General features: G+C 40.6%; 12 protein-coding genes and 1 other RNA gene. 6 read left to right on the forward strand and 7 right to left on the reverse strand.

The window, feature by feature from the left end; all coding sequences use genetic code 11:
* Positions 1-92 precede the first annotated feature (92 nt).
* Positions 93-359 carry a DUF1289 domain-containing protein gene (locus G2999_RS10035; RefSeq protein WP_010181224.1) on the forward strand — a complete coding sequence of 89 codons (267 nt, stop codon included), beginning with the start codon at positions 93-95 and terminating at the stop codon, positions 357-359.
* 103 nt (positions 360-462) lie between these two features.
* Complete coding sequence (locus tag G2999_RS10040) at positions 463-1,203, forward strand: YdiY family protein (RefSeq protein WP_010181226.1); 741 nt, start codon at positions 463-465, stop codon at positions 1,201-1,203.
* A 118-nt stretch (positions 1,204-1,321) separates the two neighbouring features.
* On the opposite strand, the gene serA is transcribed toward G2999_RS10040, so the two are convergent.
* The 6 genes from serA to ssrS form a co-directional block, all read right to left on the reverse strand.
* Positions 1,322-2,551 (reverse strand): phosphoglycerate dehydrogenase, encoded by a 1,230-nt coding sequence (serA, locus tag G2999_RS10045; protein WP_010181228.1) that lies wholly within the window; start codon positions 2,549-2,551, stop codon positions 1,322-1,324.
* A 113-nt stretch (positions 2,552-2,664) separates the two neighbouring features.
* A complete protein-coding gene (gene rpiA / locus G2999_RS10050) occupies positions 2,665-3,318 on the reverse strand; it encodes a ribose-5-phosphate isomerase RpiA (protein WP_010181230.1) in 654 nt (217 codons plus the stop codon).
* 74 nt (positions 3,319-3,392) lie between these two features.
* Positions 3,393-4,028 carry a 5-formyltetrahydrofolate cyclo-ligase gene (locus tag G2999_RS10055; RefSeq protein ID WP_010181232.1) on the reverse strand — a complete coding sequence of 212 codons (636 nt, stop codon included), beginning with the start codon at positions 4,026-4,028 and terminating at the stop codon, positions 3,393-3,395.
* 3 nt (positions 4,029-4,031) lie between these two features.
* Entirely contained in the window at positions 4,032-4,994 is a 963-nt protein-coding gene (locus tag G2999_RS10060) for a nucleoside hydrolase (protein ID WP_010181233.1), read from the reverse strand.
* Between the two features lie 12 nt (positions 4,995-5,006).
* On the reverse strand, positions 5,007-5,921 hold the full coding sequence (locus G2999_RS10065) for a ribokinase (RefSeq protein WP_010181235.1): 915 nt from the start codon (positions 5,919-5,921) through the stop codon (positions 5,007-5,009).
* Positions 5,922-5,985: 64 nt separating this feature from the next.
* Positions 5,986-6,168, reverse strand: a non-coding RNA gene (gene ssrS / locus G2999_RS12845) — 6S RNA.
* A gap of 190 nt (positions 6,169-6,358) precedes the next feature.
* Between ssrS and G2999_RS10075 the strand changes: the two genes are divergently transcribed.
* The 4 genes from G2999_RS10075 (at position 6,359) to G2999_RS10090 (ending at position 11,018) form a co-directional block, all read left to right on the forward strand.
* Positions 6,359-6,934, forward strand: coding sequence for a UPF0149 family protein (locus G2999_RS10075; protein WP_010181246.1), 576 nt, complete (start codon positions 6,359-6,361; stop codon positions 6,932-6,934).
* Positions 6,935-6,951: 17 nt separating this feature from the next.
* The gene (pepP, locus tag G2999_RS10080; RefSeq protein WP_010181247.1) at positions 6,952-8,271 is read left to right on the forward strand and encodes a Xaa-Pro aminopeptidase; all 1,320 of its coding nucleotides are present in this window, start codon (positions 6,952-6,954) and stop codon (positions 8,269-8,271) included.
* On the forward strand, positions 8,272-9,519 hold the full coding sequence (locus tag G2999_RS10085) for an FAD-dependent monooxygenase (RefSeq protein WP_010181248.1): 1,248 nt from the start codon (positions 8,272-8,274) through the stop codon (positions 9,517-9,519). It begins immediately after the preceding gene.
* An 86-nt stretch (positions 9,520-9,605) separates the two neighbouring features.
* Positions 9,606-11,018: a TIGR03013 family XrtA/PEP-CTERM system glycosyltransferase gene (locus G2999_RS10090; RefSeq protein WP_010181249.1), complete on the forward strand. Its 1,413-nt coding sequence runs from the start codon at positions 9,606-9,608 to the stop codon at positions 11,016-11,018.
* A 94-nt stretch (positions 11,019-11,112) separates the two neighbouring features.
* On the opposite strand, the gene G2999_RS10095 is transcribed toward G2999_RS10090, so the two are convergent.
* Positions 11,113-13,278, reverse strand: coding sequence for a malate synthase G (locus G2999_RS10095; protein ID WP_010181250.1), 2,166 nt, complete (start codon positions 13,276-13,278; stop codon positions 11,113-11,115).
* Positions 13,279-13,361: the final 83 nt, after the last annotated feature.

Here is a 13,361-nt window from a genome sequence, read left to right on the forward strand (position 1 = left end):
TTGGTAAAACAGATAAACAATCCCTATTACTGGCAACAGTTTAGGGATTTTTTTTGGTATCATGACATGATTAATAATTGTTAAAGTGCTATATGCGTCAGATTGAATTGTTTGAAGTGCCTAGTCCATGTATTGGTATTTGCCAATCTGGTCCAAAAGGCTATTGTCGTGGCTGTTATCGCTCACGTGATGAGCGACTTAATTGGCTCAAAGTTGACGATAATACAAAGAAGATCATCAATGATGCATGCATGCGTCGTAAACAAGCTTATTTACGAAGACAACAAACACAGACTTTAAAAATCAAAGAGCCTTTACCTGTAACACCTACAACAGGACCTCAAAAAGATCTATTTTAATAGAGACTGAAGCAAAATAACGTTAGAATATACGCTGTTTTTAACGCTATAAAAATTCTAAATTTGCTATATCAAGCTAATATCAATAAGGAAAATTATGTCGATGACTAAGGTGCCAGTCGCCCTTGTTTTATGCGCATTATTCGCAGCCGCGCCGAGTGTTGCTCAAAAAGATAAATCCATCTCTATGGATGGAGAGTTCGGTTTAATTATTACCACTGGTAATACCGAAGCGACATCGTTAAGTGCCGGTTTAGCAGGGACTCAAGAGTTAACAGATTGGAGTAATGAATATAAGTTTGATGCTTTATACAAGCAAGATAAAGTCAATCGTGCTGGTAATGAAGTGACTGAGACGACAGCTCAAAAATATTTTTTATCAGGACAAGCTAACTACAAGCTAACCCAAGAAAATCAACGTTTATTCGTATTTGGTTCCTATGAAGATGATCGTTTCTCTGATTTTAAATATCAATCGACTGTGGCATTAGGTTGGAACCAGGAAGTATTTTCCAATGAAAAATCTAAGTTCAGTTATTCAGTAGGTCCGGGTTATAGTTTTTCAGAAAGCCAAGATGGTAAGAATTTAGACAGTATAATTGTTCGTGCGGCGTTGCAATATTCATTAAGACTATCTGACTCGGCAAAAATCACCCAATCATTATCTTCGGAATTTGGTGGAGATAATACGAAATCACGCTCTGTAACAGCCGTTTCAGCGACATTAAAAAATGCGTTATCGATGAAAGTATCTTTAAAACTGGATCATAACACGGATGTCGAGGGTGACAGTAAGAAGTTAGATACTGAGACCGCTGTGACACTCGTCTATACCTTTTTCTAAATCATTTATCCCATTCATAAAAAAGGCTTAGTTGCATTGAAGTGTTATATTAATATCCACTTCAAATCGCGTCTAAGCCTTTTTGGTATCTTATTAGTACTAAGCTGTACTTTAATCTTTAATGTAGTATACGAGTCTTAATTGTGCCATCAATTTGAGTCAATTGTGCAAACGCATCATCGGCTCTATCGGTTTCAACATCGATAACTACATAACCAATATTTTCGTTGGTTTGTAGGTACTGTGCGGCGATATTAATGTTTTGTGATGCAAACGCTTGGTTGATTTGCGTGAGTACACCGGGTGCATTTTTATGGATGTGCAATAAACGAGAGTGTTTATTATGACCTGGTAATGACACTTCAGGGAAGTTGACTGCCGAAAGAGTGGAGCCATTATCCGAATATTTCGCCATTTTACCTGCGACTTCTATGCCGATATTTTCTTGTGCTTCCTGAGTACTGCCACCAACATGAGGTGTCAGGATCACATTATCAAAACGACGTAAAGGCGATTCAAATTCTTCATGATTAGATTTAGGTTCAACTGGGAATACGTCAATTGCAGCACCATTTAACTTACCTGATTCTAAGGCGGTTTCTAATGCTGGGATATCAATCACAGTACCGCGAGCCGCATTAATTAAGATGGAGCCGTCTTTCATCTGAGCAATTTCTTCAGCGCCAATCATATTCTGAGTCTCAGCGGTTTCTGGAACATGCAGACTCACCACATCAGAGGTGTTAAGGAGCTGTTTCATCGTTTTAATTTGAGTAGCATTACCAAGAACAAGTTTATCTTCGATGTCAAAGAACTGGACGCGCATACCTAAATGTTCAGCGAGGATACTTAATTGAGTACCGATATGACCATAACCAATGATACCGAGTGTTTTACCACGAGCTTCATAAGAGCCATTGGCGCTTTTATCCCATTCACCGCGATGGGCTTTTGCATTTTTTGCTGGGATACCGCGTAGTAATAGGATCAAAGTACCAAGTACTAATTCTGCAACAGAACGCGTATTAGAAAACGGTGCATTAAAAACCGGAATACCACGGATTTGGGTGGCGGTAAGATCAACTTGGTTAGTGCCAATACAAAAGCAACCTATAGCAACAAGTTTTTTTGCGCTTTCAACCACACGTTCAGTAATTTGCGTGCGTGAACGTAATCCAATAAAGTGGACATCTTTCACTTTTTCTACTAACTCATCCTCGGGTAATGAGGTCTTGAGATACTCTATATTACTGTAACCATTATTTTTTAATGTTTCTAACGCACTTTCGTGAACGCCTTCAAGTAATAATATTTTAATCTTGTCTTTTGGAAGTGAAACCTTGCTCATGGAATGTAAACCTGTAGAAAAAAAATAAAAAGACATCTAGACGTCTAAATGCTTAATTTATCAAATTGCGACCTTGCTGAATAGTTTTTTTTAGTCTTAGACGGATAATGTTGTTATAAAGTTTTAACTCCGTCTTCCCCTCCGACGATTAATATATCGGCGCCTCGATGGGCAAATAATCCATTCGTGACCACACCTACAATTTGATTGATTTTTGTTTCTAGTGCGCGAGGATCAAGAATGGTTAAATTATGGACATCTAAAATAACATTGCCATTATCGGTGATGACACCCTGGCGGTAGACAGGGTCACCACCAAGTTTGACTAATTCTCTAGCCACATAACTGCGTGCCATAGGAATGACTTCAACTGGTAATGGAAAATCACCTAACATGCCGACTTGTTTTGTGTCATCAATAATACACACAAAGGTTTTAGCAACGGCAGATACGATTTTCTCTCGAGTTAATGCGGCACCACCACCTTTGATCATGTGTTTGTGTTCAGTGATTTCATCGGCCCCATCGATGTAAATATCAAATTGGTCCACACTGTTTAAATCAAATACTTCAATACCAAGAGCTTTAAGTTGTTGAGTGGAAGCATCAGAACTAGAGACGGCACCTTCGATGAGATCTTTTTTGGCAGCTAACGCTTCGATAAAATAATTCACCGTAGAGCCTGTACCAACACCAACAATATCGTCAGGTTTTACATAAGCAAGAGCCGCTTGAGCTGCTGCACGTTTTTTGTCATCTTGGGTCATGAGTCTGATCTCTTAAGGTCAAAAATTAATAAAATAACTATCAGTTAGTGTAGCTTAAATCGTATAAGAGTGAGCTAACAATCTGTCATTGTGATGCATTTTTGTGGGGTGAGGATATGCGACATCGGTATATCCCATTGTGCACATGGTATAGAATCGAGCATTTGAACATCATGGGCAAGGCCTATTAGAGTTGGCGGTGTCGAAATTTTGAACGATACATATCCTACCTGATGAGACTCGGTAATCGGTGCTAACGTGCGATCATAGAATCCACCCCCCATCCCCATACGGTTACCTTGGTCATCAAAACCGACTAACGGGACGAATATCCTATTAATAGTATGTATTGGAATGATGTCTTGAGTAGTCAGTTGCGGTTCAGGGATCCCGAACTTATTCTTTGTCATATTACTTTGTGATGTGTAGCGAACAAATAACAACGTTTGTGGGTGGAACGGATGAAGGACGGGTAATGCCACCGTTTTATTATGTGCCCAAGCGTAATCAATTAATGTCTGTGGTGATATTTCCCCATCGTTGGGTAAATAAGCGGCAATGATATCAGCATTGTGAATGAAATCAGACGCCTGAGTGAGTAACTGTTGTTGTGCATGGCATTGTTCCTGCTCAGATAAAGCACGCCGTTTAGCACGTAACTCGGCGCGCAATGCTTGGCGAGCAGACATAATAAGCGGGTCTGTGTTCACAAATTACTTCCCATAGGTCTCGATAAAGAGCGTCGTTAATTCACTATGATTAACCTTAGTCGCTACTTTTACAGTGCTTGCTTGTGTCCATAAAGGACTCATGGTATCACCTAGTGCAGCGAACATCGTCTGACCTCGATCTAATTCGGAGGTACCGATTCGCATATGACCTTCAGTCAGCTCAAATAAATCAGGCTGAATCAAATAAGCTAGCGGGAAAGCATCATGGAAATAACACACTCGTTGGTCTAAACCTTGAGAATAAAAGTCCATATAAAATTGTGAAGAGTCTCTGACAAATCCACCTAATATCGGATGTTGCTGCGCTAAAATATCGACGAAGTCCGGTGCAAACGGAATATCATAAGTAACGTCTAAGCCAAACATTACAAGTGGCCACCCTGCAGCAAATACAATTTGGGCTGCATGAGCATCATTCCAAATATTCGCCTCAGCTACTGGCGTGACATTGCCTTTTACATAAGCTGCACCGCCCATAATGGCCACTTGCTTGACTAATTGAGGTAACTCCGGACATAAACGTAATGCTAAGGCAAGATTACCCAAAGGTCCGACAGCGACTATGGTCACTTCACCTGGGTGGGCTTTAACGGTATCGACAATAAATTGTGCAGATGAACGTGGATCGCATTCTCGTGATGGTGGATTGACCGGGATATCACCAAAACCATTATCACCATGCACAAAATGGGCATACGAAGATTCAGGACCTACCCATGGCATACCGACACCTTGTGTGACGGGAACATCATGTTGTTGAGCAATATCGCAAAGGCGGATAGCATTTTGTGCAGACATAGCCACAGGTACATTACCAAAGACAGTCGTTAATCCAAGCACATCAATTTGTGGGGCTTGGAATGCAAAAAATATAGCCATAGCGTCATCGATACCTGGATCTGTATCAAGAATAATTTTATGGCGGGTTTCGTTATTATTAACCATCTGCATTCCTTGTTATTTGGCTTGGTTGTGTTGTGCTAAGAACATTTCAACATCATCAGCATGAGGTATAGATTGCGCTGCCCCAGATTTTGTTACCGCCAATGCAGACGCTGCACAAGCAAATTTCAACGCTTGTTGGGGTATTTTGTGTTGTTGGTAATGAGCCATAAAGAAACCGATAAATGTATCGCCTGCTGCCGTAGTATCAGTAGCCTCAACGACAAATGCTGGGATAACAATGTCACCTTTATCAGTGTGTCGAGCATGGATAAATTTCGCGCCTTGTTTTCCCAAGGTAATAATGACTTCTGCATGGGCAAAATGTGTATGGAAAAACGCTTCAATATCATCCATTTGAGAACAATCAGACAGCTCAGCTGCTTCAACTTCATTGACAATTAATAAATCAATATGTGTGAAATTTAATGATTTAATGTCATTGGTCATTGGCGCAGGATTAAATGCGACTTTCAGTCCCTTTGCTTTGGCTGCAGCAAGCACATCCGCAGTGCCAGAGGTTTCATTTTGTAGTAATACCCAGTCACCCGACTGTGTATCAGCTAGAGCTGCTTGTATATCTTGTGTGGATATTTCTTGATTAGCGCCACCAAATAAAAATATCGCATTTTCACCACTGGGTGTAACTTGAATGATGGCATGCCCAGATGCGGTATCGGTACATCGAATAAAACGGCCATTGATACCATGTTTGATCATGGCTTGTTTAAAGTGGACATCATTATGATTGATGCACCCAACATGAGAGACTTCAGCACCGGCATTGGCTAGTGCAATAGATTGATTAGCGCCTTTCCCCCCAAGTAATACTTGATAGTCATTGGACGCTAACGTTTCACCGGGTTGAACAAAATGGTCTACTTGGTATACGTGGTCGATATTAATTGAACCAAAGTTAATCACTGCCATAGGATAATTTACCGCGAGTTATTTGTTTAATTGAATAGCAGAATTATATAAGAGAATGAAGATAATGTCGCCCAAGATGCCGCAGGTCATAATTCGCCCGAACGCCGAAATGTTCAGGGCGGAGGTATCATCACTACCGCAGGCGTCTCAATACGGGTTGAGCTTGCGCAAAAGTAGTGGAATCAACTTCCTAGGTTTTAAGCATCGGCCAGGGACATGTATGAACATGCCAACATCCCAGGAGACTGTAATTAGAATACAGAATATGAAAGAACTTGTATATGAGATTATATGAAATATATTGGCGCAGCATATTATGTGAACAATCAAATTGGTTCGGCTAAGTATTTATTGAATTAATTTGATATGCTATTACATTCATTTGAGGCCTAGACCTCGTTTTCAATCTATTTTGTTGCCTGATAAGAGATGCCTTTATGAGTACCATTGCAAACTTTATAAATACCACCGAACTGTTAGCTAAACATGATGTATTAATCGATGGCGCCGAGGTGCATGGGATTATCTGTGGTATGTTATGCGGTGGTATGACATTAGATAATCAAGACTGGGTGTCTGTGTTAACGGATGTAGCAAATAACTCTCAACCATTTGCCCTACCTTTAGTGACTCATTTGCAACATCTTTACGGACAAACCGTCAATCAACTTACTGATGCTGAATTTGGTTTGGTGTTATGTTTACCCGATACTGATGCACCTTTAAGTGAGCAGGCACAAGGGATCATTCTATGGGTGCAAGGGTTTATGCTCGGATTTGGTTTGCATCAGCCTTCGTTAGATCAACGCTCTGATGAAGTTAAAGAGGGGATTCAAGACTTCTCTGAAATTTCGCGTATGGAAAGTGTCGATGATCAAGACGAAAATGACGAAACCCAGGCACAACTGCTTATCTTAATTGAACATGTGCGAGTGATTGCGATGAGTTGTTTTAATGAGTGTCAACCTGCTCATAAGCCTATGCCGATTGAGACTGATCCTACCGTGCATTAATTATTGGGATATGAGTTATGAAAAAGATTGCGTTATCTGAACATCAAGCCCGTCGTGCTAAATTACTCAGCCTAATGGCAACCAATAGTATTTGTGTTATCGGTGCCGCATCTGCCCAAACGCGCAGTAATGATACTGAATATAATTTTCGTCAAGACAGCTACTTTTGGTATTTAACCGGCTTTAATGAGCCTGATGCAACCCTAATATTAATCAAAGACAGCGCTGGCCAAACGCATGTTGGTATTTCGGTGCAACCCAAAGACGAGCAAGCTGAAATTTGGCATGGTAGACGATTAGGTGCAGACGCTGCTATCAACAGCTTGGCGGTAGATAGTGCATTTGATAACACCCAGTTGACAGCACAACTGATTGATATGTTCTCAGGAAAGACGACAGTTTACAGTTTATTTATTCAATCCCACGTTAAACGAGCTGTTGATAAAACAATATTAGCGTTGAAACAGATCCCGAAAAAAGGCGTATTAGCCCCATCGAGCCATATCGATGTGCAGAGTTGGTTAGACGAGGCAAGGTTAATTAAATCACCTGCCGAAATAGCGCTGATGCAATCAGTGGCAGATATTTCAGCCCAAGCCCACTGTCAGGCGATGCAGATATGTAAACCGGGTTTAAATGAATATCATTTAGAAGCTGAAATCCAATATGTATTTGCTCGCAATGGAGCACGTCATCCCGCCTATACGAGTATCGTTGGAGGAGGGGATAACGCTTGTATTTTGCATTACACCCAAAATAACCAACCGTTACAAAATGGCGATTTAGTCTTAATTGATGCCGGTGGTGAATTAGAAGGGTATGCTGCGGATATTACAAGAACATTTCCAGTTAGTGGGTACTTCACAACTGTACAGGCCAGTGTTTATAACATTGTTCTAGATGCTCAGTTAGCCGCACTTGAGTTACTTAAACCCGATGCGCTCATACCAGAAGTGACTCAGGTTGTCGTGGAAATCATTACTCAAGGGTTACTCGATTTAGGTATTTTGACGGGTAATTTACACGATAATATTGAGCGGTTAACGTATCGCCAATACTTTATGCATGGGTTGGGGCACTATTTGGGGCTTGATGTACATGATGTCGGTGAATACACACATCATGGTGAACCGCGTCCGTTATCTCCAGGAATGGTAATCACTGTTGAACCAGGAATTTATATCGCCCCAGGAAGTGATTGCCCTGAACAGTTTCACGGTATCGGCGTGAGAATTGAGGATGATATTGTGATCACTGAATCAGGGAATCACGTTTTAACCAGTGATGTTCCAAAAACGATAGCGGATATTGAACAATTAATGAGTACAGGTGCTTAAGTGCAGAATGTGACAGCACAACAAGAGAATATTCATACCACCGACATCCTAGTTGTTGGAGGGGGAGTTGTGGGTTTAGCGCTTTGCCAAGGATTATTGCATGATAAATTAGGTCTCCACGTTACCTTAGTATCATCAGGTAGTATTCATCAATCTAATGTGTATGCCGATGATGTTAGGGCTATTGCACTGGCTCATAGCACTGAGTGCCACTTGGCTGCAATGGGGATCCCTTTACCCGAGTGTCATGCACAAATTCAACAAATTCATATTAGTGATCGTGGGCATTTAGGACAAACACGGTTACGTGCGCAAGAACAAGGGGTATCGGCGTTAGGGTATGTGACTCAGCTAAGTGCTTTAGAAACGGTCATTACTCAACAGTTAAGCAAGCAAAGTGCAGACGATATCGCGTTATTCGAAAACACTCAATGCCGTGTTGTTGAGTTATCCGACGAAGGGGTGACTGCAAGGTTAGCAACGGGACAGGTTATCCATGCTAAAACGATAGTCTTTGCGGATGGTCAGGGAACGGATTTAAAAACTTCATTAGGCATAGTGCCAAATATGATTGATTATCAGCAACATGCCCTAGTGTCTATTGTTGGAGTCAGTCGTTCAGGTCCTGCACGTTACCAGACTGAATTAACCGCGTTTGAGCGCTTTACTGAAAACGGGCCATTGGCATTACTACCTATGCATCGCGATGCGTTACACGATACTCATTGTACTCAATATTATTCATTAGTTTGGTGTGGTACTGAGCAAGATATAACAACACTTTGTGCACTTGATGACAATCGTTTTCTGAATGCATTGCAACAGGCATTTGGTGATCGTGCCGGGCTATTTAGCTACGTATCTACCCGCCAACATTTTCCATTAAAGTTAACTTGTCACTCTGGTCGTGCCCAACGAGTATTCACCTTAGGTAATGCTGCACAAGCGTTGCACCCTATTGCGGGGCAAGGGTTTAACCTAGGTATCCGCGATGTCATCAGTTTTATTGCATCGATTAAAGAATTATCGAGTATTGAGATGCTAGGTGCTCACTCTCACCAAGATCGATTTGCAGCGTTACGAGAAACTGATCGACAAATAGTGATCAATATGACGAGTTTGCTCGTGACGGTTTTCTCAAATGCTATCCCTGGGCTAGTGGTAGGCCGAAATAAAGCGTTGAATTTACTACATGCTATCCCTCCCATCAAAAAATGGTTCGCAAAAAAAGCAATGGGCTATCAATAAACTTCAGTAATTTTTAATTTGGTCGATAACCTTTTAGAAGTCAATAATCAGTTGACCTAAAATTATCAAATTATTCTAGGAAGTATATGGGCCAGCATCAGAATTTTAAAAATAGAAGATTTAGTTCGTTAATCATATCTGAAGCGTTATTAATCTCTTATATTTTATACATTACATTTTATGTGGTTAAGTTTTTAGATCCTGCTGCTCCAGATTTGGATACTTCATATATACCATTTATTGTCACATTTACTTTTTTTATTTTGATGAGCTCACTGTCTCTTGGTTTATATGAACCTAAATTGCGTGAGTCTATTCGTGGTATTGTCCGACGTATTTTCGTGGCTAACGGTCTTGCTTTCTTTGCAATGTATGTCATCACGATTATCTTTTTCCGTGAGATTTTGATACATCCTTACTATTTTGTGGTGAGTATAGGGCTCTCGATTACTAGCGTTTCTGTATTTAGATTCTTTATGGTCCGCTATGGTTCATTGGGGTTAGCGAAGAGTCGCATTGTCATTTTAGGTGCCGGGGAACGCGCGTCAACGATTGAGCAAAAAATGCGTCGTGCTTCAGATCGTCGAAGTTTTGACGTTGTCGGTTTTATCCCTGTTGCAGGAGATGATATGGAGAATGGGATTAAAAAAGAACCTGTTCTCGACATTGATATTGAGAATTCACTTAAGGCATTTGTGGTTGAAAATGAAATTAATGAAGTGGTGATAGCAGCGGATCAACGCCGTGGCACATTACCGATTGAAGTCTTATTTGACTGTCGTATGCACGGAGTACAAATCTCTGATTTATTAGACTTTATGGAACGTGAAACAGGTCAGATCATGGTCAATCTAATGTACCCGAGTTGGTTGATTTATTCTAAAGGATTTGAATCACAAAGCTATCTTAGACAAATCAGAAATTATAGCTTTAATGTATTTTTAGCTACACTGGTATTGTTATTTGTGTGGCCTTTTATGTTACTTACCGCATTAATTATCTATGTTGATGATGGTCGTAAAACAGGGGCGTCAGTATTTTATAAACAAGTTCGCGTCGGTAAAAATGGTGAACCGTTTTCCATCTATAAGTTTCGTAGTATGGGTATTGATGCTGAAAAAAATGGTGCTCAATGGGCGGATAAAAACGATGTACGAGTGACACGTGTAGGTGGTTTTATACGTAAATACCGATTAGATGAGTTGCCTCAATTGTATAATGTATTTAAAGGCGATATGTCTTTTGTCGGGCCTCGCCCAGAGAGACCTGAGTTTGTTGAACAATTAGAACAGGCAATCCCTTTTTACTCCAAACGTCATAATGTTAAACCAGGATTAGCTGGGTGGGCACAGTTAAATTACCCTTACGGTGCGAGTATTGAAGATGCTGAAGGAAAGTTAAAATATGATTTATATTATGTCAAACATCAAAGCTTTTTACTCGATATTCTAGTCCTTATTAGAACTATTGAAGTGGTATTATTTGGTAAAGGTCAGTAAGTCGTTGACTGCAACGAGTTTTCTCATTACTACAACAACTGGCATCAAATATGAGTTAATGATGCCAGTTTTTAAATAAAACAATTACACTGAATTATCTTAATCGGGCCTTCATTTCACGGCGACGTTCGTGTAAAAGTGGTTCGGTATATCCGCTAGGTTGTATGGTACCAAGTACGATTAAATCTCTTGCCGCTTGAAAGCCTACCGCATCATGGTAATTGGGATACATAGGAATGTATTCATTATCATCGATATTTTGCTCATCGACTAATTTCGCCATACGAGCCAATGTTTCATCAATTTGTGTAAGCGTGACGACATCATGTGTTAGCCAGTTAGCAATATGTTGAGCTGAAATGCGTAACGTCGCACGGTCTTCCATCAAACCCACATTATTAATATCAGGAACTTTTGAACAGCCAACACCTTGATGCACCCAACGTACTACATAACCTAATATACCTTGTATATTATTATCGAGTTCCCATTGTATAGACTCTGGACTTAAGACTCGAGTAGGCTCTAATAGCGGTATATCTAAAATGGTATCGATGCCATCAAATTCACTATTGTCCAGGCTTGCTTGTACACCATACACATCAACTTGATGATAATGCAGGGCGTGTAGAGTCGCAGCAGTAGGTGATGGAACCCAAGCGGTATTCGCACCTGATTGAGGATGACCAATCTTAGCTTCCATCATATTCGCCATTTGATCGGGAATGGGCCACATGCCTTTCCCTATCTGAGCTTTGCCTGACATACCAGCCCTTAAACCCGTGACGACATTCGCTGTTTCATATGCCGCGATCCATGGGCGTTGTTTTAATTCTGCTTTGGGAGCAAATACGCCTTTATACATCGAAGTATGAATTTCATCTCCAGTGCGATCTAAGAATCCAGTATTAATAAAGACCACACGATGCTGAGCCTGTTCGATACAAGCTTTGAGATTAATCGATGTCCGACGTTCTTCATCCATGATCCCAATTTTAATGGTATGGCGGTTAAGATGAAGTAAATCTTCAATCGCATTGAATAGGTCATCACTGAATTTAACTTCATCAGGTCCATGCATTTTGGGTTTTACGATATAAATGCTACCTGTTTGAGAGTTCGTAAATTGACTGTTACGCTGTAAATCATGTAATGCAATGAGTGATGTGATCACGCCATCCATGATCCCTTCAAAGATGGGCTGCTCATCAAACAAGATCGCATCATTCGTCATCAAATGACCCACATTACGAACAAACATTAAGCTACGCCCTTTTAGGGTGATTTCATCGCCATTAATCCCTGTGTATTGTCGGTCTGCATTCATCTTACGGGTAATGGTTTGACCATTTTTAGTCATTGTTAAATGCAATGACCCTTGCATCAAGCCTAACCAATTTTGATAAACGAGAGTTTTATCTTCTGCATCTACGGCTGCTACTGAGTCTTCACAATCCATGATGGTACTCAGTGCCGATTCTACTAATATATCTTTAATATTAGCTGGATCAACCGATCCAATCGGGTGGTTTGCATCAATTTGTAATTCAATATGTAAACCGTTGTGCTGAATTAAAATAGCGGATGGTGAGCTAATGTCACCTTGGTAGCCTATGCATTGTTCAGGTGCTCGCAACTCAGTCGTATCGCCATCAGCGAGTGTAATAGACAAGCCAGTAGGTGATAAGGTATATGCGATTGCATCTAAATGAGAGCCAGTAGCTAGCGGTGCAATATCGTTAAGATAGATGCGAGCTTGTTTGATGACAGCTTGTCCTCGAACGGGGTTATATGTCGCTGTTTTTTCGGCACCATTCTCATCACTTAATACATCGGTGCCGTAGAGTGCATCATATAAACTGCCCCATCGAGCATTAGCAGCATTTAAGGCATATCGAGCATTATTGATAGGCACGACTAGCTGTGGTCCTGCCATCGTCGCTAATTCAGGATCAACATTCGCTGTTGTGATCCTAAAATCATCTGGTTCGGGAACAAGATAACCGATAGTTTGAAGAAACGCTTTATATTCGGCAAAGGAATCCGTTTTGTGGTCTTGATGATACGCATCAATTTTAGCTTGAAGTTTGTCACGAGTATCTAATAACGCAATGTTTCTAGGGGTGAAATCGGCCAGTATGGCCTCAAATCCATGCCAAAATGCATCAGCGTCAATCCCTGTGTTTGGTAAAACGGATGTGTTAATAAATTGAGCCAGTGTGGTGTCAATATGTAATCGACTCTGCGTTAAATATGGCATCTTCAATATCCTATCAATGAGTTAAACTAAGGTTAGTATATTGAGAAAATTTGATAATGTTTAGATTATACTAACTATTCTAG

The sequence above is a fragment of the Glaciecola sp. HTCC2999 genome (assembly GCF_000155775.1).
In the GTDB taxonomy this organism is placed as follows: Bacteria; Pseudomonadota; Gammaproteobacteria; order Enterobacterales; family Alteromonadaceae; genus Opacimonas.